The following is a 21,817-nucleotide window of genomic DNA, read 5'->3' on the forward strand; positions in this document are numbered from 1 at the left end:
CAATAATTTTTATGTATTCATATCGGGCTGTTCAAACGGCCCAGACGAGAAGCTCAGTGTTGTCAATGACGGCCTTCTTCACCCGGCCAGAGGCGATCTGCTGTCCGTCAGAAAGTGTGCCTCTCCAAACTAAGGGATTCTCTTTTTCGGCACGTGCAGGCTCTGGCCCAGTCCAGCTAATCAACGGTGCGCAGGCACTCACCCGCCCCATTATGATGCACTTTCGGCAATAGCTGCACTTCTCCTCTCCGCAGCGGGCACAGGGAAAGCTTGCAAAAAGTGAGCTATCCTTATTGCCGCACCTTGCACAGGCAATCTTGTTTTTCAATTTCATAATGCCTTTTCGGTAAAGGATATAGCCGTTTTCGTAGTGTTCTTGAATTTCTTCCAGGGGAAAAGGGAGATCATCCGGTAAAAGCTGTTTTCCGTAGAGTAAGTGATGGAGTTCTTCGTTATAGGGGTAAGTTTCATTGAGTGATGGCTTTGGAATGGTTTCGATTGAGGAAATTGGAAGGCTGTCTAGGGGCCTTTCTTTTAAATATGGAGTTACTTTTTCATTTTTTAATATAAATCTCAAAAAATCACCTCATACAAAAAGAGAGTTCTATTCCTCAATTTTGCCATTGTCCCCCCTGTTTTTCAAGCCAATTCCATAATTTCACAATTTAGACAAAAAGAAAGCACCATCCCCTTAACAGGATGGCGCCTTCTAAAATGTATCACTTCTTCACCCAGCCAAATCCCATCGCACCTTCGCCCAGATGGGTTCCGATCACAGGACCAAAATAGCTGATCATAAATTCCACGTTTGGATACTCCGCCTCAAGCTCGGTCTTCCATTCACGCGCTTCTGCTTCTCTGTTAGCATGAATAATAACCGCCTTATACGGATCACCGCTCTTAACGTCTTCCCAGAACAAATCCACCATCCGCTTCATGGCCTTTTTCCGGGTGCGGATTTTTTCAAAAGGAACGATTTTCTTGTCTTCAAAATGAAGCAGCGGCTTTACCTGCAGCAGGCTTCCAATCAAAGCCTGTGCACTTGAAAGGCGCCCTCCTCGCTGAAGATGGGATAAGTCATCCACCATGAAATAAGCTCTGACTGATTTCTTCATCTCTTCAAGCCGCTCAATGATTTCCTGAGGGCTTTTTCCAGCAGCGGCAAGTTCAGCTGCTTCAATGACATAGAAGCCCTGCACCATACAGCTGATTTCAGAGTCGAACGGAAAAACCTGAATCCCCTCAACCATACTGCCAGCTGTAACGGCACCCTGGAAAGTGCCGCTGATGCCGCTTGATAGGTGGATTGAAACAACCGCATCATACTCCTTCGCAAGCTTCTCGAACAGTTCGGCAAACTGCCCAACTGGCGGCTGTGAAGTCGTTGGAAGTTCTTTGTGCTTCACTTCTTCATAAAAATCCCCGGCAGTGATTTCTACTTCTTCCTGGTACGTTTCACTTCCGAAAATCACGCTAAGCGGAATCATATGTATGTTTAATCTTTCTCTTAAATCCTTTGGGATGTATGCTGTACTATCTGTGACAACAGCCGTTTTCATAAATAGAGGTACCTTCCTTATCTTTTTTCTCTACTATATGTTCATGTACCATTTTATATGAAAGCAGGAGAAAATGCATTAAGTTTAAGGCGACACCAAAGAAGACTTCGTTTTCGACAAATTTCGGGTGGTGCCTGGTACTCATACAATACCCATGCCCTTTATTTATACGATAAATTAATGTAAGATTTTTACATAAGGATTGTATATACATAGAAGGAAGATTAATAGGGAGGGATTGTAATGTGGTTTTGGATCGGGGTTATTGTATTGCCTTTTGTGATCTTAATAGTCATTGAGGAGATTTTCCAGTTGGTCATGAAAAGATATATGAATGGGCCATTTAAACTTGAAATGAAGCTAAAATCACTTTTCACCAAAAACTCCGGATGATGTTTTAATAGACAAAGAAACAAAAGCACGCGATGCATTTAAACATTCGCGTGCTTTTTATTCAATACTTTTCGACATAACTCGACTAGAATCTTATCGTACTTCCACCCAGCCATTCTTGATAGCAACAACCACTGCCTGTGTGCGGTCGTTTACATTCATTTTTTGCAGAATATTGCTTACATGGTTTTTGACTGTCTTTTCACTTATGTAAAGTGCTTCGCCAATTCCGCGGTTGCTTTTTCCATCAGCCAGAAGCTGAAGAACTTCGCATTCGCGGCGAGTAAGCAAGTGGAGCGGACGGCGGATTTCCACTTGAGAATAAGAGCTATTGGTAGTCCCCTCTGCCGCTAGACGACGATATTCATTAACTAAGTTGTGTGTAACCTTTGGATGTAAATACGATCCTCCATCAGCTACAACTTTTACTGCTTCCACTAATGCATCAGCATCCATTTCTTTTAAAAGGTAGCCGCTTGCTCCCGTTTTTAATGCATGCGTTACATAGTTTTCATCATCATGGATCGATAGAATAATAACCTTTGATTCTGGATATTTATTGATCAATTGGCGGGTTGCCTCTACTCCATTGGTATTTGGCATGTTAATATCCATAATTATTACATCGGGATCATATTCCTCAACCAGCGACATGGCTTCGCTTCCATCGTCACCTTCAGCAACCACATCGAAGGATTTTTCAAAATCTAAAATGCGTTTTACCCCTTCTCTGAATAATTGATGGTCATCAATTATGACAATCTTTGTAGTCAAATGTTTCGCCTCCCAAATCTCCGGATAGTTTTATCTATTTCTATTTTCTAAGACGTTTTAAGCTACTCTTTTATTGGAACTTGCATAATGATAATGGTTCCTTTACCAATTTTGGAATCTATGGACATCTGCCCGTCCAATAGTTCAATTCTTTCTCCCATTCCCATGATTCCAAATGAGCCTGCCCGCTTTTCACGAATATTAAAGCCTTTACCATCATCTTTTATAACAACTGCTACCCTTGTATTGTTGATCTCTATTTTCACATGAATTTCTTTGGCATCAGCATGCTTCAGAGCATTGGTAACAGATTCCTGTATCAAGCGGAACAATGCTACTTCATATTGTGGAGGGAGCCGCCTATCTTCTCCCACATTCGCAAAGTATATTTTTGTGTTCTTGTGATACTCTTCTATTGTTGCCAAATATTTTTTAAGAGTAGGAATCAAGCCTAGGTCATCAAGTGCCATTGGGCGCAAGTCATAAATAATTCTTCGGACTTCATAAAGAGCGTTTCGAACCATCTTCTTCAGATCTTTAATCTCCGTAATTGCTTCATCTGACCCGCGTTCTTTATAGACCCTCTCAATTAAGTCGGATCTCATCATTACATTTGCCATCATCTGTGCAGGTCCATCATGGATTTCACGAGATACTCTCTTTCGTTCTTCTTCTTGCGCCTCAATAATTTTTAATCCGAAATCCTGTTTAATCTTCGCATCCTCTATAATCTCTCCCATTTGTTTAAGATCACTTGTTAGATAATTCATAACCACGGTGATTTGAGAAATGAGGTGTTCTGCTCTATCAATCGTTTCGCTCACGCCAACAAGCCTTCGTTCTATATCATCTCGGCGATCTCTCAATTGCTTTTCAAGCTGCCGGTTCATAGATAAATCCATTTGCAGCTGATGAGCTTTCTCATATGCTTCCCGCACTTCAAACTCTGAATAATCCTTAAAGTGCATGCTTACTTCAGAGAGCCGCTTTCTGGCAAATCGGGTTTGTACCTCCAGCTTATCCCCTTCATCAATCACTTTGAGGACCAACTGTTTAACTTCTCTTAGTTCATCTGTTAAAGTTTGATGATCCTTTCGACATTGTTCTCCGATGCGGAATATTTCGTCTTTACTGGTCCCCACTGTTTGAACCATTTTTTCCAATATAAGATCCAAAGTTTTTGAATCCAATTTTTTAATACTCATTTCCATTCCTCCAAGGGTAAAAACCCTTCCGCTATGTACCTATATTTTAGCGTTAAATGAGCTAATATACTATCTTTCAAGTCAGAAAATTATACCAAATCAACTAAAATTCGGTAAAAAGACTCAGACTTGCGAATGTACCCCATGTCTTATATCCTAAATAAGAGAAGGGTAAACCTTACTATTAATGCAAAGGAATATGTATATTTATACCACATTAAAATTAAAAACGACACATTTTTCACTATAGTAGTATAAACATCAGAATAATTCATATTATAACATGGGAAAAAATGTTCTATATTAAAGTTTCATTACAATCTGTTGAAAAATAGATGTTTGAAACCTTGTCGAATTATAATGAAATAAGTCACTTTTTTTAACGACTTTTTTGATCAGAGGAAGGAGCGGTTTTCATGTTGCCCCGTTACTATACAGTAAAGGGTTATGGAGAAACTGAAATAGTTATAGAAAAGTCAAGGTTTATTGCCTATGTTTCAAGAGCTGAAACCGAAGAAGAGGCACAGGATTTCATTCAAACTATTAAAAAGAAACATTCAAATGCAACTCATAATTGTTCTGCATACTTAATTGGCGAGAATGACCAGATTCAAAAGGCAAATGATGATGGAGAGCCTAGTGGAACTGCCGGTGTTCCGATCCTGGAAGTCTTGAAGAAAAAGCAGCTTAAAGATACGGCGGTTGTCATAACCAGGTACTTCGGAGGAATAAAATTAGGAGCAGGCGGATTGATTCGTGCTTATAGTAAAGCCACCTCTGAAGGGCTAAAAGCGGCTGGGATTGTCGAACGAAAATTAATGAGGATTATGCATACAAAGGTTGATTATACCTGGCTGGGAAAATTGGAGAACGCACTCAGATCATCAGATTATAAATTAAAAGAGATTAATTACCTTGATGCTGTTGATATAGAGGCATACGTTGAAGAAAGCCAAATAGAATCTTTTATGGAATGGATGACTGAGTTTACGAATGGTCAAGGAAAGATAATGAAGGGGACTCAACTTTATCTCGAGGAAAACATTAAACTATAATTAAATTTCCACCACTTATTTTAATCCCTTCTATATATTATAATTAATTAATGTAAATTAGGACTATATTTTTTATTAAAGGATGTATACTATGGAAAATTCTGATAGAGATATTAGAAGCAAGAGACACTATCGAAGAAAAAGAAGAATAAGATTATTGGTTTTCACATTAGCAACTGTTTTTTTTGCTGTCTTAACCTATTTCAGCTATGCAGCTTACCACACCTATAAGGCAGTAGATAAATCATACGCAGAAGTAGAAGGAAGAAATGAAAAGTCTAACTTAAGGGAAGAACCAGTTTATGTTTCAAATGATCCCTTCTCAGTCCTTTTGTTGGGAATCGAGAATTATACCGATGAAAATGACCATGGAAGATCGGATACAATAATGGTAGCTACCTTTAATCCAAAGAATCAAACCATGAAGCTAATCAGCATCCCTAGAGATACACTCGTGGATATACCGGATTATAGAGAAGATAAAATTAACCATTCCTACTCAATAGGCGGAAAAGAGAAAGTTATAGAAACAGTAGAAAATTTCCTGGATATTCCTATCGATTATTATGTAACAGTAAATTTCAAAAGCTTTATTAATATTGTTGATGTGCTTGGCGGAGTGACCGTCGATGTACCTTTTGACTTTAACGATATTAATCAGAAATGGGAACGATTTTACTTTTATGAAGGAAAGCAGAAATTAAATGGGGATGAAGCGTTAGTTTATGCACGAATGAGAAAACAAGATCCTCGCGGAGATTTTGGCCGAAACGAGCGACAAAGACAGATAGTAACAGGAGTAATAGATAAGGTTACTTCACCCTCAACCCTTTTAAAAATAGATGAAATTGCTGAAGAAATCGGGGATAATATTGAAACCAATATGAAAGTAAACGAAGCTTTAGCCTTTATTAAGAAATACCCAGACTTTCGCTCTTCTTCAATTGAACAGCTCGAAATTACCGGTCATGATAATTACATTGACGGAGTTTATTATTTTAGCCCAGACGAAGAAGCAATGGAGGAAATTACACTTATACTCCAAGAGCACCTTTCCTATCAAAGAACATCACAAGAAACAGATGAATACAATTCAAACAAACTGGAATAGAAAAAGCTGCTGAACATGTGGTTCAGCAGCTTTTATAATTTTAGTCCTTGAATACTTCTGGAAGTACTAGGATAAATAAGCTTAACATTACCCCTGCAAGAAAACCGACAATCGCCCTTTGTACAGGTGAAACCCTAGGCATTTCCGAAACAGTTATATTATCAGCAATTTCGGTTTTCTCCAAAGTAGGTATAGTATAATTAAGATCGAATTTTTCTATGACCTTATCGATTTTTTCAAATTCCGAATCTGTATTTTCTAATTCCGCTATAGCACTTTCAATTATGTTTAATTTCATTGCGTATTTTTCATTACTTGCCTTTAGTACCGCTTCTGTATAAAGGGACAGATCCTCTTCTATAGCGGCTTTGTCATTCCCTGATATCGATAATGTCATCTTTTTTTCAGGGGGAGAAACATCAACATTCAATTTTGATCTCAGTTCATCTAAATCAATATTGTATTTTTCTTTAACCTCATTTACAAATTTATCTGTTTTTATATAAGATTTCATATATTCCGGCTTGGTTAAATATTCATTTTCAAAGTTGCCGAACTTCAAACTGACGCTTCCCTGATAGCTGACTGGTGTTTGGGAAGCCAGGAAATAGGCTACTGCAGAAGTTATGATCGGCAGTAAAATGATCAGCCATATGAGCTTCCGCGCCCTTAATAAAATACTTTTCACTCTGCGATTGAGATTATTCATTGATTTGCTCCTTACCTTCAGTGTTCTTCTTATAACGTGCGTTAATATATCCGGCTGCGATTGCAAACAAGATCCAAACAAAGTTCAACGTCATGATCGAGCTGGGACTTATACTTGCTACGGAAAAGGCAATTAAGCTTGTACATAGTGCCTGGCTAATTAATCGGTCTTTCCAATGTTCTGCGCTTTTAAATAGTTTATACAATATAACCATGAACCATAAATAGATTAGCACATAACCCATAAAAATAAGAACTCCGTAATGGACTAACAATTCCGCCCACCAGTTATGTATATTTAAAGTCCCCATGGTTGGAAATAATCCCGCAGCTTTCATATAGGTCTCTGCATTACCTGCTCCAATTCCGAAACCCAATGAATTGGCAATAAAGATAAGAGAGTTTTTAAGTAAATTTTTCCTTATATCCATTGAAGCATCACCTGTATCAGTAAAGGCAAATATACTTAGGATTTGCGATTCTACTTCTTTGAATATAGCTGTTACGGCAGCCGGTGAGACGGCTAAGACAACAATAAAGCCTGCCGATCCTAAAAGCAATAAATATCTTTTCTGCTTTATGCTCGTAAAAAGAATGAACCAAAAAAATCCAGCTAACATAACAGCCAGCAAATTAGCTCTTGAGGATGTAACTAAAATTAAATATAAAGTTGTGCCTAATAAGGCGAAGCCTAACAATTTTAATAAAAAGGACTTATGAAATTGCAGAAATGCCAATGCTATAAAAACGCTTATAGCCATATAGGTGGCAAAATCATTTTCATTTGTAAAAACAGCTGTCGGCCTGTCCCTTATATACATTGGTGCATTATACATTCGGGAAATGGGAAGATGCTGCAGTGTTAAGTGATTCCAAAAACCTAATCCAACCATCAACAGTAATACAGCCATCCAGAGCCATAATAGGTTATGGTAATCTTCTCTCTCTTTAAAAAGGCTGATAAATAGGAAAGTAAACAATAAGCCTGAGCATAAAAAGATAATATCCTTTATTCCTTCAGATACTGACAAAACCCATAATAATGAGAGAACAGCATAGGCTATCCAGAAGTAGTAAAAAAGAATAATGTTTTTTAACGGCTCTCTTCCAGCTGAAAAAAATTCATCTTTTACAAACCATTGGTAAAGGAGAATTATTACAGCAACAGGCAGGAGCAATCGATAAGGGAAAATGGAAATGGGGCCAAGTTTGAGGTTTAAAATGCCAGGCCCTAAAAAAGCTGAAAAGACAAAAGAATAAAGGATAATTTTGGTGATAGAATATTTTTTTAATAAAACAGCCACTAATTTAAATGAAAAAAGTACAGCAAGAAAAGATATTCCCATAAGAGCAAACGACCTGCTGATACTAAGGCCAGGAAGAATAAAGACAATCATCCAGCCCAGAATGGATGACACTAAAAATGCCCCTATCATTTGATGAACTGCTTTAAATTTGTAGACATTTTGCATGATTCTTCTCCTTCTTGCAGTTTAAAAAAAGGTCATTTACATGGTATAAGAGGCTGATGATTTTCATCAACCTCTTAAAGTTTTTATTGATTTCTTAACAATTGGTTTTCTGGAACTTTACGAAGTGGTTTGGCAGGAGATCCAACCACAAGATCTTCCTTGCCAACGTCTTTGGTAACCACGCTTCCAGCTCCGACAGCTCCATCTTCCTCAATGACTTTTCCAGGAAGAATGGTGGAGTTAGCACCGATACGGCCGCCATTTTTAATGGTTATGCCCTTGAATTTATCAAGTCTTTCTTTAGAGCGGGCCATATAGTTATCGTTCGTTGTGACTACTCCTGGGGCAACAAAAACATAATCTCCAAGCTCGGAATAAGCAGTAATGTAGCAGTTTGTTTCCAACTTACATTTCATTCCAATTTTACAATCATTTTCAACTGCTGCTCCCCGGCCAACAATCGTTCTTTCGCCAATTGCTACACGCTCTCTTACTGTAGCAAGATCAGCAATAAAAACATCATTTCCAATTTCGGCATTGGCATAAATGATGGATGAAGTCCCAATTGTGCATCCAGATCCAATTATGGTTGGCGGCAGCTGATCTATATCAGGAAGGATAGAATTTTTAGCACGGCTCGGCTGCTTACCAATCACTACATTATCTTGTATAGTAACTTCATCACCAATTTGTACACCTTCATAAATGATTACATTATGGCCAATAACAACATTCTCCCCGAATGTCACATTTTCTGCTATAACTACATTATTGCCTTTCTTAACAGGATTCATCTTCGGATACCCCTCTCTTATTTAGAGTAAAACTCAACAATCTTTCTTACTACGTATTCTTGCTGTTCAAGTTTTAGCTCAGGAAACATTGGGAGTGATAGCGCTTCTGTACATGCTTTTTCTGTTTCTGGTAGGTCTCCCTCTTTCCATCCAAGGTCAGCAAAAACTGGCTGCAAATGTAATGGTTTTGGATAATAAATCATTGTGCTAACGCCATTTTCTTTAAGGTATTCCTGCAATTCATCACGTCTTGGCACACGGATGGTATATTGATGGAACACATGATCATTATGCTCTTCCACAAAAGGAGTTACAACAACGTCTCTCAAGCTCTCGTTTAGAAGCTGTGTATAGTTATTAGCACGTTCGCGACGAAGTTCACTCCATGTATCAAGATGAGGGAATTTCACATTCAGAACTGCTGCTTGAAGCTCATCCAGGCGGCTGTTGTATCCCAGCACATGATGGTAATACTTCGGCTTGCTTCCATGTACACGGATAACTCTCATTTTTTCAGCTAAATCTTCATCACTAGTAACAATCATTCCCCCGTCTCCATAGGCCCCGAGGTTCTTTGTAGGGAAGAAGCTATATGTTGCAGCAGTACCAAGCTGTCCAACTTTTTTCCCTTTATACTTTGAACCAATTGCTTGAGCAGCATCTTCGATTACTGCCAAGCTGTGCTTTTTAGCAATTGCTGCTATTTCATCCATGTCTGCCATTTGGCCATATAAGTGAACCGGAATGATTGCCTTTGTCTTATCAGTGATCACTTTTTCAATGCTCTTTGGATCAATATTAAAAGTCTTAGGGTCAATATCCGCAAAAACCGGCGTTGCGCCAGTTCTAGCTACAGCACCAGCAGTCGCAAAGAATGTAAAAGCAGGTACGATTACTTCATCTCCAGAGCCTACTCCGCTTGCCTGTAAAGCGATATGTATTGCATCACTTCCATTTGCCACTCCAATTCCATAACCCACACCGCTATACTCAGCAACATCCTTTTCAAGTTTCTTAACATTTTCGCCCAGAATAAAGTGTGATTTGGACATTACATCATCCAGGACACTTAAAATCTCCTCTTTAAGGTTTTGATACTGTTCTGTTAAATCCAGCATGGTTACTTTCATTCTAATCCCTCTTTCCTTAAATTTCTGAAACAGCTTTTGTTTCAGACAGGGTTTGATAAAGGTTAATTAATTTTTCACTTTCGCTTTCCCAGTTATAAATCTCTTCAACTGCTCTTCTGCCGTTTTCGCCCATTTGTTTTGCTTCCTCAGGGTTTTCGATAATCCATTTCATTGCGTTTGCGATTTCCTCTACATTTAACGGATCTACGCATAACCCGCACTTATTTTTCTCAACAATATCTTTCCAAAGGGGAAAATTGGATGCTATTACAGGAACTCCTGCTGACATATACTCAAACATTTTTATAGGCAGAGAAACGATAAATCTGGGTTCAGGGTGAAGAAGCACTAAGCCCATACCCGCTTCAGTCAATACCCTTTTGACATTTGCACGGTCAAGAAAACCAAGGTAATCGGTATACCTAAAGCCTGGCATTGCCTTTACTTCCTCTTCAAGGCTTTTGGGGGCAAATTCCCCAGCAAGTACAAATCTGCACTCAGTGCTTTCATTTACTTTTTCAATAGCCCGCACCATTTCTCTTATACCCCTTAATACATAGATGCCGCCAATATACAGAGCACTGCGGTTTCCATGCTCCCGATCAATGTTATCTGAAGCTAATTCATTAAGCAGCGGGTAATTATGAAGAGTAACTGTGCTTTTATTATAATTTTTAAAACGGCTGGCAATTGTAGGAGTAGCACATACGACAGCGTCCAATTTGGCTGATACGTAGCCCTCATACCTTTTGACCAGGATTGAAACAAGTTTTCTTAATGGCTTGGGAATCCACTGTTTGGACAGCACTTGTTCCGGAACATCTTCATGAACATCATAGATTACCTTTTTCCCTCTGCTCTTTAGTTTTAATCCAATAGGCATAAGTTCAGGATCATGAAAATGATAGACATCAGCATTAACTTCCAATGCTTTTTCAAAGACTTTCTGTGTCGTTTTTCTCATTCTGCCTAACTGGCCTTTTGCATCGGACTGCACACCGATAATCCGCACACCAGATACGGTCTTGCTTTCAGTATTTGGAACAATGTACGTAACATCGTACCCGCTCTGCACTAAAGATTGGCATTCTTTTATAAATATCCGTGTATCGTTCATTGAATGAACGGATGTTAAATGGCAAACCTTCATATCATTCACTACCTTAAAAGGAGGTTACTTCCCTAAGTTTTTTAATAAATCATCGACAATGAACTTCCAGGAGTATGAGTTTTCGACAAACTCCCTGCCTGATTGAGATAGCTGATTATATTCAGCATCATCAAACGCTGCACACCGTATGATCTTATCCGCTATGGATTCGGGGTTCTCTGGTTTAGCAATTACACCGCAATTGTTATTTTCAATTAAATCGGCACTTTCTCCTTCCCCGCAATACAGAACTGGTACACCGCTAGATAGTGCAGGAAAGATTTTTGATGGCCTAGCTCCTTTAAATAGTTCAATATTTTTCAGGGATACAATTGAAAAATCGGTAATTGAGAAAACATCCGGCATATCACTTACCGGCACGGAATCATGAAAGATCAAGTTGCTTAACTGGAGCTCATCTTTCAGCTTTATCAAATTATCTTTCTCAGGACCGTCTCCAATAATTAAGAAACGGATATCCTTGTCTTTCTCTTCAACAATCTTTGCAGCTTTCAAAATGGAGTCCAGAGCTTGGGCATAGCCTATTCTTCCGGCAAAAGTAAATACTCTTTTCCCTTCAAAGCCCAGCTTTTTCACCCAGTCTTTATTAGCAGGCCGTGGTGCAAAGGTTTCTGTATTTACACCGTTGGGAAGCAGGAAAACCTCTTCCCTGCCTTTGCCCTTTTTTATCATATATTCATGTATTCCTTCAGTTGCAGCAGCAATTTTCCAGGATTTTTTGTAAAGCCATTTTTCAAGCCATTCAGCAAGCTTGATGAACGACTTATTTTTTACAAGCCCGAGTTCAACAGCTGACTCCGGCCAGATATCAGCGACGTTGAAAACGAATTTTGCCCGTTTAATTTTAGAGGCAAAGTAGCCTGTAATCCCCAGGAATAGTGGAGGCGATGTACAAACGATGACATCCGTTTTCTGAGATTTAAATACAGAATAGAAGGCGCTGAATGTAAAAGAGAAATAAGATGCCAGACGCCTCCAAAAGCTTCCTTTTGGGCTGGGATAAATCCAGCTGCGATGGACAGGGATGCCTTCATACTTTTCAAATTGATAAAACTTTCCTTTATACTCGGGCGGGATAATCCCGTTTGGATGATGAGGGAACGCTGTTAGAACTTCCACTTCATACCCTCTTTTTATAAGTTCTTTACTGACCTCATATAAACGGATTTGCGGTGCACCTGTTTCCGGCGGAAAGTTTTCACTTAAAAATGTTATTTTCATAAAAATGTACCTCTTATTTAAAATGCTCCGCAATCTTTATAGAAGCATCTCCATTTCCAAAATACTCTTTGTACGCAGGGTTCAGTTCCGCTGCCACAGCGTCAAGGATTTTCCCAGGGTCTGTGCCTGTAAGTATATTAGCTGAATCCTCTAGTGTTTCTACCCACTCAGTTTGCTCTCTTAATGTAATGCATGGCACTTGTAGGAAATATGCTTCCTTTTGGATGCCGCCTGAGTCCGTGATAATCTTTTTTGCGTTGCTTTCCAAAGATAGAATATCAAGATATCCTACTGGATCAATAACCATCAGATCCGGTACCGAAGCCAGGTCAATCCCCAAATTTTTTATTATATTCTTAGTTCTTGGATGAATCGGCCATACTTTTTTACCTTCGATTTTTGAGAATGCGGCAATGATATTTTTTATGTTATTCTCATTATCGGTGTTTTCAGCCCTGTGAACAGTTATAAGATAATAATCCTTCTTTTTTAATCCAAAATCATCCAGGATAGCCGACTTCTCTTCGGACAGTTGCTGATTATATTTAACCGCATCATACATTACATCGCCAACATTAAACACATTTTCAGTAATATTTTCATTTTTTAGGTTTGCAATTGCTGTATCTGTTGGGCAGAAAAGGAAGTCCGAAATGTGATCCGTCATAATGCGATTAAGTTCTTCAGGCATTTTTTTATTAAAGCTTCTCAGTCCTGCTTCGACATGGATGACAGGTATGTGAAGCTTTGCTGCAGCCAATGCTCCTGCCACTGTGGAATTGGTATCTCCGTATACAAGCAGATAGTCGGGATTTTCATCCTGAATAATCTTTTCAATTCCAGCCAGCATATCTCCAGTTTGCTTTCCATGGCTTGCCGAGCCAACATTTAAATGATAATCGGGTTTGGGAATATTGAGTTCATTAAAGAAAATATCACTCATATTTTTATCATAATGCTGCCCCGTATGAATATAGATTTCCTGATGATTCTTTCTTAATTCTCTCGAAACAGGCGCTGCTTTAATAAATTGCGGCCTTGCTCCAATAACGGTGAGAAATTTCATGTTATTAAAACTCCTTTGCATAACAAAATACGAATAAGTAGCATAGAACCTTATTTCTATGCTACTTTTCAGACAAACCTATCAGAGCTTCACATATTTTTCCGGTTTTACAAAATTCTTGAGTGCATTTCTTGTATCAAAGACAACCTTATTAGACTGGCTGATTAATTCATAATCAAATGCAGTATGGTCTGTTGTAATCAAAACCAGGTCAGCAGCTTCTAATACTTCTTTTGTTAGCGGCACTGTTTCAATAACTGTTCCACAAGAACGGAAGGATGTAACATGCGGATCACAAATCATTAGATCAGCCCCTTCGTTACGAAGCATTTCCACAATCGGAAGTACCGGAGATTCCCTTACATCATCAATGTCTTTTTTATAGGCTACACCAAGTACAGCTATTTTAGATCCTCTTAATGCAAGACCTTCCTTATTTAAAGCAAACATTAATTTATTAACAACAAATTCCGGCATTGCGTTGTTTATTTCTCCAGCAAGCTCAATTAAGCGTGTATGATAGTTGTATTCTCTAGCTTTCCAAGTAAGGTAGAACGGATCAATTGGTATACAGTGTCCGCCGAGTCCTGGACCAGGATAGAAAGGCATAAAGCCATACGGCTTTGTCGCTGCCGCATCAATTACTTCCCATACATCAATTCCCATCTTATTGCACAAAACGGCCATTTCGTTTGCAAGTGCAATATTTATATGGCGGAAAGTATTTTCAAGGATTTTTTCCATTTCAGCGACAGCCGGGCTTGATACCTGATGAACATCTCCTTCAAGTACACTCTTATACAATTCTGATGCAATTACTGTACAAGCAGGTGTGATTCCACCAACAACCTTAGGAGTATTCTTAGTATTAAAATGCTTATTCCCCGGATCTACACGTTCAGGAGAATATGCAAGAAAGAAGTCTTCACCACATTTTAGTCCGCTCTCTTCAAGAATTGGCTTTAGAACTTCTTCAGTCGTACCAGGATAAGTAGTACTTTCAAGAACAATTAACATGCCCTTATGCATATACTTTGCAATTTCTCTGCCTGAACTTTCTACATAAGAAGTATCCGGCTGCTGATATGTATCTAAGGGTGTTGGAACACAGATAGCAACTGCATCAACTTCTTGAATAAGGGAATAATCCGTCGTAGCTATTAATTGCTTATTTTGTGTAATTTCCTTTAATTCTTCATCCACTACATCACCAATATAGTTAACACCATCATTTACCATATCAGCTCTTTTTTGCTGAACGTCAAAACCGATTACTTTATATCCGGCTTTTGCTTTTTCAACCGCAAGAGGCAAGCCTACATAGCCTAACCCGACAACGCCTATAGTAGCCTCTCTTCCTGAAATTTTATCTAATAACTGTTGCCCTACTGAGTTTAATTGTACATTTTGCTCCATTATTAATCCCTCTTTTTTTAGTTTAATTTTTCCGGCTGATTTGTTCTTGCAGATTCATAAAGGGCCAGTACCAGTTCCAATGCTTTTCTGCCATCTATGCCTGTTACAACTGGCTCACGATTCTCTTCTATAGCCTGTACCATATCTTCAATGATGCATTGATGCCCAGGTTTACCGATAGGGTCTTGCTTAACTGTTTGAATAATATTTTCAACTTCATCCTCAGGCATTTCTTTAACGTTCCAATGTTCTACAAGACTTGCTGTCTTTCCGCCTACCTTGATAGTCCCGGATTCTCCAAAAACACTAATGGTCTCTTCAAGATTAGATGGATAAATAGTAGTTGCAGCCTCAATCACACCCAATGCTCCATTTTTAAAACGGATGACTCCGGTAGAAACATCTTCGGACTCAATATCCCGCAGCCTAGTTGCTTCCATGCTGAATACTTCCTCAACGTCTCCCATTAGCCAAAGAACCAAATCAAGATTATGGATCGCCTGATTCATCAATACTCCGCCATCCAAAGCCTTAGTCCCTCTCCACGCTGCCTGGTTATAATACTCCTGATTACGATTCCATCTTACAGTAGCATTGGCATGACTTAATTTGCCCAGCCTCTTTTCATCCATCACTTTTTTTAGCTCCATCATTACAGGACGGAAACGATTTGGGTGAACAACTGACAATTTAACCTGATTTTCATTACAGGCATTAATAATTGCGTCAGTATCTTCCAATGTTAAAGCTATCGGCTTCTCAACGACAATATGTTTTTTTGCATTTGCAGCTTCTACTGCAATTGGTGCATGATAACCGCTTGGTGTGCAAATATTCACTACGTCAATATCAGGGTTCTTTAATAATTCACTAAGTTGTGTATATCCTTTTACACCATATACTTCAGTAAATTCCTCAACTTTTTTCGGATCTGTGTCACATACTGCAACAAAACGTGCTCCTTCTGCATTATGGATTGCCTCCACATGTTTCTTGGCAATATGGCCACAGCCTACAATCGCAAAATTAATCATTATCATATCTCCTTAAAAGTAATTTATATCTGAGACACGTAAATACAAAATACCACAAATTTCGCACTAACTACGCAACAGTTTCTTTACAAAACTTTGACGTTTTACTATTTTTTTTACCAACTGAACATCCTGCTTTTTAATTAATAGGAAATTGCTCCAAACCTCACCCGTAATTTTACCAAAAAGGAAAGATTTAATAAAAAAACTTAAACTATAAGTAACTGTTGTCGTAATAGCTGCACCAACTGCACCGTATTTAGGTATTATAATAATATTTATAATAGTACTAAAAACGACGTTAAAGATAGACACATACATATTGATTTCTGGTTTGCCTCTGGCAGCTATATCATTTGATAAAACCTTCTCAACAGCTAAAAGGGAAATACCGGGCAATAGAATCTTTAGAAATAAAGAGCTTTCTTCGTATTTATCACCAAGAATCCCCACGATAAAATCCGTCCCTAAAAAAACGGCAAATCCAAAAAGAATCATAAATAATAAAGTAAAGCGGCTCACAAGGGACGTCAGCTGATTTCTTTCTTCCTCTGTCCCCATTGCTGCAATTTTCGGAAGCAGCACGGTAGAAATAGATTGAGTAAAAACAGAGAGTTTTTCTCCAATATTTACAGCTGTAACATAAAGCCCAACAGCATATGGATTTACGAAGAAGCCAACAAGATAAATATCAAGACGATAATTAAGGAACGTCACCAAATTGCTTAAATAAGATTTGAAACCATATTTAAAGGACTTTTTTAAGTAAGGATAATCTAATCTGGCTTTTCTTATGTTAATTTTATACTTTCTTAAAAATAGACTTAATATAAATAAAAAAGTTACAAGATGGCCGAATAAAAAAGAATATAAAGCCCCCATTAATCCAAAATCCAGAAAAACAACAAGAATTATAACAAAAATAAGATTTGTGATTTGAGTAATAACTAATATGGTATTAAAAACCTTAAAATCCTGGATCCCCTGAAATATTGTCTGAAAAAAAGTATTCAGAAGCATGATTGGTACTACAAGCAATATAAAATAAAAATAATTGGGGTCAACATCCTTAAAACTCATCTCGCCAAAAAAATAAACATAAATAGCCCCTGCAACTATAGCTATAGCACTTAATGACATGCCGACAATAAAATTACTATAAAAAGCATCTTTAAAAGTAACTTCTTCCTTGCTTACATAGTAAACAGTAGAAATATTAAGGCCAAAGTTGGTGAACATGGCAAGCATGGCAGGAAAAATAATAATCATTGAATACTGTCCCTGCAGTTCCGGGCCGAGCACTCTAGCTAAAATAATAATGAGCAAAGTACCAATGATGATACTTGTAACCTGCCTAATCAATGTAATAAAGCTATCTTTTAAAAAGCTGTTTTTCTTTTGTGTCATAAGCTATCACCATAAGAATTCAGCTCTTCAGCAAACTTTGTATAATTCGCTTCTGCATTATATGCTTGCAGCCACGACGAATAAGCTTTTTCCCTTTTATCTCTTTTAGCTTTCACTGGGAGTGATGCCGCTTCGTCTATTTTCGAAGCCAATTGCAAGGAAGAAATATCACTAGAAAGCAAAACCCCATTTTCACTGTTGACCAATTCACTGGTACCCCCAACATCAGTAGCCATGGCGGGTATATGACAGCTAAATGCTTCCATAATTGAAACTGGTATCCCTTCGCTTGAACTGACATTAATAAACATATCCACAGGATTTTCGATGTAATAGCGAATAACATCTTCATTAGTTAAACTTCCTGTAAAGGTATGTGTGATGTTGTTTGGAAAGACCTTTACGATATTCTCAAGCTTTTCTCTGTCAGGTCCATCTCCAATATGAGTCCAATGGATTTTATTCTTACAATTTTTTAATGACGACGCTAGGAGATCCAACCTTTTCACAGGTACCATATAGGAACAGCTAACAATCCTGAACACATCGTCCGGAGACTCAAAAGACTCCCCATTTGGTGTACTAGTTCCAAGTCTTGCAATCTGGAGCTTATCTTTTAACCTTGGATACTGACCGCTAATAAAATCTACTCCGTTTTTTGAAATCAAATATATGCGATCAAGTTCTTCTATCACTTTTTGTTTCAGCGGTAAATATGGAGGTCTATGGCGATATTCATATATATCCCCGCCGTGTCCTCTAGAAAAAGCAGTAAGTTTAGTATTCTCTTCCTTGATAAAAGCCGCACCTAAAGCAAGTGATAACCAATAGGAGTAACAAATAAAGGACTTACCCTTTGTATTCATTATTTGTTTTAGGATATAATCCCTAACCTCCACCCCTATTCCGATCCAGGACAGTAGTTTTAACACACCGCGATAGCCGAATTTCGCTGAATAACCTAATTCATTAAAAAACCAGCGTCTGCCCTGCGGGTCTGTTAAACCTTTGCTTTTGGCAAGCAGCTTATTTCGAGAATCCAAATTTTCAATTATATGTATTTCGGTATTTTCAGGAAGTTCTCTGCGACTAGAAAAATCCCTGGCATTAATAGGAATCAGATGAACTTTGCTAAATTTTTCACAAAGATATTCCAACTCTAACGTCAAAAATTCTTCCCCTGGATAAAAAGGGTAACGGTTTGTTATAAGAATTAATTCCTTCTCGATTGTCATAATGGACCATATCCTTAACCAATATTTGAAAAACCGTTTGCGGTATCTAACTCACAAACGGTTTTTCACAACTAATGCTTCCCGGTAACCTTTCTATACATCTTTATAAATGGCTTGTATCGATCATTCACAAGACCAATTAATTCAGCAATTACCTGGAAGAAAATCAAAAGAGCAAAAATGATAAACAAAGACCCGTAAAGAGTCGAGGTTTCAAATAATATAGCACTGACACTAAATAATATTCCCATACCATAAATAACTAATACAGTATTTCGATGTGAGAGACCCATCGCCAATAACCTGTGATGCAAATGAGATTTATCAGGTGCCGAAATGGGCTGTTTGTTTACAGTCCGCCTAATAATGGCGAAAGTGGTGTCAAATATTGGCACTCCCAATATTATAATAGGAACAATAAAACTGAATAATGTTACACTTTTGTATAAACCTAACAGGGACAAAATTGAAATTGAATATCCTAAAAACAGGGCACCAGTATCACCCATAAATATTTTAGCCGGATGAAAATTGTAAAATAAGAAACCGATGATACTTCCAAGCAGGATCAAGGCAAGCGGGAAAATCAGAGTCTTTCCGGCAAGGCCTGCAATAATGGCAATTGTTGCAATTCCTATCGCCGAAATGCCGGCTGCCAGTCCATCAAGCCCATCAATTAAATTAATGGCATTAGTTATGGCAACTATCCAAAAAACTGTAATTGGCACTGCCCAAAATCCCAAATCAATTTTTGCAATAAAAGGTATATTAATGAACTCAATAGTCAATCCTGTACTTACAACGATTCCTGCAACCAGAATTTGGCCAAAAAATTTAATTTTTGCAGAGAGCTCATATTTATCATCTAAAATGCCAATAATTACTATTAGGATGGCTCCTATAGTAATACCAGTTATTCTTTGAGTGTGTAATCCAGCTGTAAAAAACCCTGCAATCACTCCTATAAAAATGGCCAGTCCACCAAGCCGAGGCATCATTTTTTCATGAACCTTCCGCTGGTTTGGCTTATCAGTAGCCTTTATTTTATAGGCAAGCTTGATCACAAAAGGAGTACATATCAATACGGTAAGCAGTGACACAAAGAATGAAATTATATATTGTGTAGTCATAGGTTCCCCTTCTTTAAGAGTAAAGGTATTGTTTTCTCCCGGTAATAAGTTTAACACAATTTAAATTTTATTCAATTTATAGTTGTTTAATTTTTAATTACATTTTTTTCAGGGGTGTCATTTTATTTACCTCTATTCCTGTTTAGGAGCAATTTCAAACCAACTTCTACTCTTCTTATTATTTTGGTTTGTTTTGGCCATCATATATCATGAAAATACAGGAAAACCCCCGCGGATATTTCCGACAGGGATTTTTCTTTACTGTTTATTGAAATAATTTACAATACCTCTATAGATCGCTTCTGCTGCTTTTTGTCTAAATGAACTATCTGCTAGCATCTTGGCATCATCTGGATTAGAGATAAAGGCAATTTCCACAAGCACACTTGGGATTTGAGTTGATGTAATAACTTTAAAACTCCCATGCTTAACGCCCCGATCAGTGGTACCCAAAGTTTTAACCATTTCTTTTTGGATTTCTTCTGCAAGAAGCTTGCTATCTGCAGAGGCATAAGTACTGTTCCACCATGTTTCTGTCCCATTAGGTGATGACGTAGTATAGGAATTAACATGGATACTTACAAAAATATCTGCACCCGATTTATTCGCCTGGTTAACCCGCTGATCCAGCGATGGATAAGTGTCACCGGTTCTCGTCATAAGAACTTTAGACATTGAATTAGTTAATTTTGAATTAAGTCGTTTAGAAACATCCAGAACGATTTCCTTTTCGACTAACCCGTTTCCGCTTGCACCCGGATCACTGCCTCCATGTCCTGGATCAACCATTATCTTTTTCCCTACAACTGAAACACTTAACTGATTAAAAATACTGCCTGATACAGAACCAGTACCTCCAAGAACTGTAAAATTCTGATACCCATTGTTAATTATTGCACTTTTAGTTTCACTTGGAATATATGAAGCAGTAAGTAAAATTGGAGAATTTTTCTTTGCAGCTAAAACAGAACCTGTGAGTGCATCTGCAAAAGTCATACCAGTAGCAATATATGAATGGGACTGAGAACTGTAAAATCTTCCGGCAATATTTTCTGCCACTTCAAACCTATTCGCTCCCCCTATCCGAAGAGGATTTGGAACTTGGTTATACACATTTTGAGAGATGCTTCCAGTCCCTCCAATTATGTAGGTTTGATTTACGTTCCATTGGGTAATAATATTCTTAGTTGATGCTGGCAATGAATCTTTATTAGTTAATAATATAGAATATCCATTTCTTGCTGCATATGGAGCGATCGCCAATGCATCCGGGAAATTCAGACCATATGCAAGGACAACCTTATCTTTTTTACCAACTTGCAATGCTATATTATTGGCTACTTCAAAACGGTCTTTCCCTGAAATCCTGGTTACAGATAATCCCATGTTCTTAAGCTCCCTGACAACTGCGTCAGAAATACTCCCTGTCCCTCCGACGATTGTAACAGAGGTAGCTCTAAGCCTTTGAATTTCCTGTTTGGTTGCAGCTGTGAGCGTTTTTGGCTGTGTTAATAAAATCGGGGCATTCTTTTTGTAGGCCAATGGTGCAGCAGCTAACGCATCAGCGTAAGCATTATAATTTGCTAAAACGACATTGGAAGAAGTAGTCCACCCATTTTTCGAAACATTTACCGCTACTTGAAATCGATCCTGACCATCCAACCTTACCGTGTAACCTTCCGCTGACACTTGAAATACCAGCACAAAAGAAAAGAGAAGTGTTAGCACTCCAGTTACGAAGTATTTTTTCATTTCTTTGCCTCCCTAGTTGTTATCTCTCTTATTTTATCGGAATGAATCGACAAATTTCTATATTTCTTCCCAAAAAAATGCAAATAGTAGTTTTGGAGTGTATCAATGGTTTTAGCTATTTAATGCTTTTTGTAAAAAAATATAAAAAGAACACAGCTTCTATACTGTGTTCAACATTAATTAT

20 protein-coding genes are annotated in these 21,817 nt (G+C 38.0%); 3 read left to right on the forward strand and 17 right to left on the reverse strand.

The genetic code is table 11. The features are described from left to right. Positions 1–31: 31 nt before the first annotated feature. Positions 32–577: a hypothetical protein gene (locus L634_RS0102320; RefSeq protein ID WP_026581052.1), complete on the reverse strand. Its 546-nt coding sequence runs from the start codon at positions 575–577 to the stop codon at positions 32–34. A 142-nt stretch (positions 578–719) separates the two neighbouring features. Continuing rightward, complete coding sequence (locus L634_RS0102325) at positions 720–1,559, reverse strand: DegV family protein (RefSeq protein ID WP_026581053.1); 840 nt, start codon at positions 1,557–1,559, stop codon at positions 720–722. A gap of 243 nt (positions 1,560–1,802) precedes the next feature. On the opposite strand from L634_RS0102325, the gene L634_RS33230 reads away from it, so the two are divergent. Beyond that, on the forward strand, positions 1,803–1,952 hold the full coding sequence (locus L634_RS33230) for a hypothetical protein (protein ID WP_157452335.1): 150 nt from the start codon (positions 1,803–1,805) through the stop codon (positions 1,950–1,952). Positions 1,953–2,045: 93 nt separating this feature from the next. Here L634_RS33230 and L634_RS0102335 read toward each other — a convergent pair whose 3' ends face one another. Continuing rightward, positions 2,046–2,726 (reverse strand): response regulator, encoded by a 681-nt coding sequence (locus tag L634_RS0102335; protein WP_026581054.1) that lies wholly within the window; start codon positions 2,724–2,726, stop codon positions 2,046–2,048. Positions 2,727–2,788: 62 nt separating this feature from the next. Beyond that, on the reverse strand, positions 2,789–3,931 hold the full coding sequence (locus L634_RS0102340) for a sensor histidine kinase (RefSeq protein ID WP_026581055.1): 1,143 nt from the start codon (positions 3,929–3,931) through the stop codon (positions 2,789–2,791). A 416-nt stretch (positions 3,932–4,347) separates the two neighbouring features. Here L634_RS0102340 and L634_RS0102345 point away from each other — a divergent pair, with 416 nt between their 5' ends. Next, positions 4,348–4,986, forward strand: a complete 639-nt coding sequence (locus L634_RS0102345) for a YigZ family protein (protein ID WP_026581056.1) — start codon at positions 4,348–4,350, stop codon at positions 4,984–4,986. Between the two features lie 91 nt (positions 4,987–5,077). Next, the gene (locus L634_RS30460; protein WP_034261776.1) at positions 5,078–6,097 is read left to right on the forward strand and encodes an LCP family protein; all 1,020 of its coding nucleotides are present in this window, start codon (positions 5,078–5,080) and stop codon (positions 6,095–6,097) included. A 40-nt stretch (positions 6,098–6,137) separates the two neighbouring features. Here the strand turns inward: L634_RS30460 and L634_RS0102355 are convergent, their stop codons facing one another. From L634_RS0102355 to L634_RS0102415, 13 genes are all read right to left on the reverse strand, one after another. Beyond that, entirely contained in the window at positions 6,138–6,659 is a 522-nt protein-coding gene (locus L634_RS0102355) for a hypothetical protein (protein ID WP_157452336.1), read from the reverse strand. A gap of 139 nt (positions 6,660–6,798) precedes the next feature. Beyond that, a complete protein-coding gene (locus L634_RS0102360) occupies positions 6,799–8,277 on the reverse strand; it encodes an O-antigen ligase family protein (protein ID WP_026581058.1) in 1,479 nt (492 codons plus the stop codon). An 83-nt stretch (positions 8,278–8,360) separates the two neighbouring features. Further along, a complete protein-coding gene (locus L634_RS0102365; protein WP_026581059.1) occupies positions 8,361–9,071 on the reverse strand; it encodes an acyltransferase in 711 nt (236 codons plus the stop codon). A gap of 17 nt (positions 9,072–9,088) precedes the next feature. Beyond that, positions 9,089–10,201, reverse strand: coding sequence for a DegT/DnrJ/EryC1/StrS family aminotransferase (locus L634_RS0102370; RefSeq protein WP_026581060.1), 1,113 nt, complete (start codon positions 10,199–10,201; stop codon positions 9,089–9,091). Between the two features lie 16 nt (positions 10,202–10,217). Next, on the reverse strand, positions 10,218–11,351 hold the full coding sequence (locus L634_RS0102375; RefSeq protein ID WP_026581061.1) for a glycosyltransferase family 4 protein: 1,134 nt from the start codon (positions 11,349–11,351) through the stop codon (positions 10,218–10,220). A gap of 24 nt (positions 11,352–11,375) precedes the next feature. Then, the gene (locus L634_RS0102380; RefSeq protein ID WP_026581062.1) at positions 11,376–12,593 is read right to left on the reverse strand and encodes a glycosyltransferase family 4 protein; all 1,218 of its coding nucleotides are present in this window, start codon (positions 12,591–12,593) and stop codon (positions 11,376–11,378) included. Between the two features lie 13 nt (positions 12,594–12,606). Further along, the gene (wecB, locus tag L634_RS0102385) at positions 12,607–13,659 is read right to left on the reverse strand and encodes a non-hydrolyzing UDP-N-acetylglucosamine 2-epimerase (RefSeq protein ID WP_026581063.1); all 1,053 of its coding nucleotides are present in this window, start codon (positions 13,657–13,659) and stop codon (positions 12,607–12,609) included. An 81-nt stretch (positions 13,660–13,740) separates the two neighbouring features. Further along, positions 13,741–15,075: a nucleotide sugar dehydrogenase gene (locus tag L634_RS0102390; RefSeq protein ID WP_026581064.1), complete on the reverse strand. Its 1,335-nt coding sequence runs from the start codon at positions 15,073–15,075 to the stop codon at positions 13,741–13,743. A gap of 17 nt (positions 15,076–15,092) precedes the next feature. After that, positions 15,093–16,109 carry a Gfo/Idh/MocA family protein gene (locus tag L634_RS0102395; protein WP_026581065.1) on the reverse strand — a complete coding sequence of 339 codons (1,017 nt, stop codon included), beginning with the start codon at positions 16,107–16,109 and terminating at the stop codon, positions 15,093–15,095. A 66-nt stretch (positions 16,110–16,175) separates the two neighbouring features. Then, complete coding sequence (locus L634_RS0102400) at positions 16,176–17,516, reverse strand: flippase (protein ID WP_026581066.1); 1,341 nt, start codon at positions 17,514–17,516, stop codon at positions 16,176–16,178. Beyond that, positions 17,513–18,751, reverse strand: a complete 1,239-nt coding sequence (locus tag L634_RS0102405) for a glycosyltransferase (protein ID WP_026581067.1) — start codon at positions 18,749–18,751, stop codon at positions 17,513–17,515. Before L634_RS0102405 ends, L634_RS0102400 begins: the two co-directional genes overlap by 4 nt. Before the next feature lie 71 nt (positions 18,752–18,822). Beyond that, positions 18,823–19,881 carry a glycosyltransferase family 4 protein gene (locus tag L634_RS0102410; RefSeq protein ID WP_026581068.1) on the reverse strand — a complete coding sequence of 353 codons (1,059 nt, stop codon included), beginning with the start codon at positions 19,879–19,881 and terminating at the stop codon, positions 18,823–18,825. A 258-nt stretch (positions 19,882–20,139) separates the two neighbouring features. After that, a complete protein-coding gene (locus tag L634_RS0102415) occupies positions 20,140–21,633 on the reverse strand; it encodes a cell wall-binding repeat-containing protein (RefSeq protein WP_026581069.1) in 1,494 nt (497 codons plus the stop codon). Between the last annotated feature and the right edge of the window lie 184 nt (positions 21,634–21,817).

This window comes from Bacillus sp. J33 (genome assembly GCF_000518885.1).
Taxonomy (GTDB): Bacteria; Bacillota; Bacilli; order Bacillales; family Cytobacillaceae; genus Cytobacillus.

What these genes read in the sequence shown, in the direction of transcription:
- L634_RS0102325 (WP_026581053.1), bottom strand. Translation starts at nt 1,559, where the DNA reads ATGAAAACGGCTGTTGTCACAGATAGTACAGCATACATCCCAAAGGAT.
- L634_RS0102360 (WP_026581058.1), bottom strand. Translation starts at nt 8,277, where the DNA reads ATGCAAAATGTCTACAAATTTAAAGCAGTTCATCAAATGATAGGGGCA.
- L634_RS0102395 (WP_026581065.1), bottom strand. Translation starts at nt 16,109, where the DNA reads ATGATTAATTTTGCGATTGTAGGCTGTGGCCATATTGCCAAGAAACAT.
- L634_RS0102365 (WP_026581059.1), bottom strand. Translation starts at nt 9,071, where the DNA reads ATGAATCCTGTTAAGAAAGGCAATAATGTAGTTATAGCAGAAAATGTG.
- L634_RS0102405 (WP_026581067.1), bottom strand. Translation starts at nt 18,751, where the DNA reads ATGACAATCGAGAAGGAATTAATTCTTATAACAAACCGTTACCCTTTT.
- L634_RS0102390 (WP_026581064.1), bottom strand. Translation starts at nt 15,075, where the DNA reads ATGGAGCAAAATGTACAATTAAACTCAGTAGGGCAACAGTTATTAGAT.
- wecB (WP_026581063.1), bottom strand. Translation starts at nt 13,659, where the DNA reads ATGAAATTTCTCACCGTTATTGGAGCAAGGCCGCAATTTATTAAAGCA.
- L634_RS0102340 (WP_026581055.1), bottom strand. Translation starts at nt 3,931, where the DNA reads ATGAGTATTAAAAAATTGGATTCAAAAACTTTGGATCTTATATTGGAA.
- L634_RS0102375 (WP_026581061.1), bottom strand. Translation starts at nt 11,351, where the DNA reads ATGAAGGTTTGCCATTTAACATCCGTTCATTCAATGAACGATACACGG.
- L634_RS0102400 (WP_026581066.1), bottom strand. Translation starts at nt 17,516, where the DNA reads ATGACACAAAAGAAAAACAGCTTTTTAAAAGATAGCTTTATTACATTG.
- L634_RS30460 (WP_034261776.1), top strand. Translation starts at nt 5,078, where the DNA reads ATGGAAAATTCTGATAGAGATATTAGAAGCAAGAGACACTATCGAAGA.
- L634_RS0102345 (WP_026581056.1), top strand. Translation starts at nt 4,348, where the DNA reads ATGTTGCCCCGTTACTATACAGTAAAGGGTTATGGAGAAACTGAAATA.
- L634_RS33230 (WP_157452335.1), top strand. Translation starts at nt 1,803, where the DNA reads ATGTGGTTTTGGATCGGGGTTATTGTATTGCCTTTTGTGATCTTAATA.
- L634_RS0102415 (WP_026581069.1), bottom strand. Translation starts at nt 21,633, where the DNA reads ATGAAAAAATACTTCGTAACTGGAGTGCTAACACTTCTCTTTTCTTTT.
- L634_RS0102380 (WP_026581062.1), bottom strand. Translation starts at nt 12,593, where the DNA reads ATGAAAATAACATTTTTAAGTGAAAACTTTCCGCCGGAAACAGGTGCA.
- L634_RS0102410 (WP_026581068.1), bottom strand. Translation starts at nt 19,881, where the DNA reads ATGACTACACAATATATAATTTCATTCTTTGTGTCACTGCTTACCGTA.
- L634_RS0102370 (WP_026581060.1), bottom strand. Translation starts at nt 10,201, where the DNA reads ATGAAAGTAACCATGCTGGATTTAACAGAACAGTATCAAAACCTTAAA.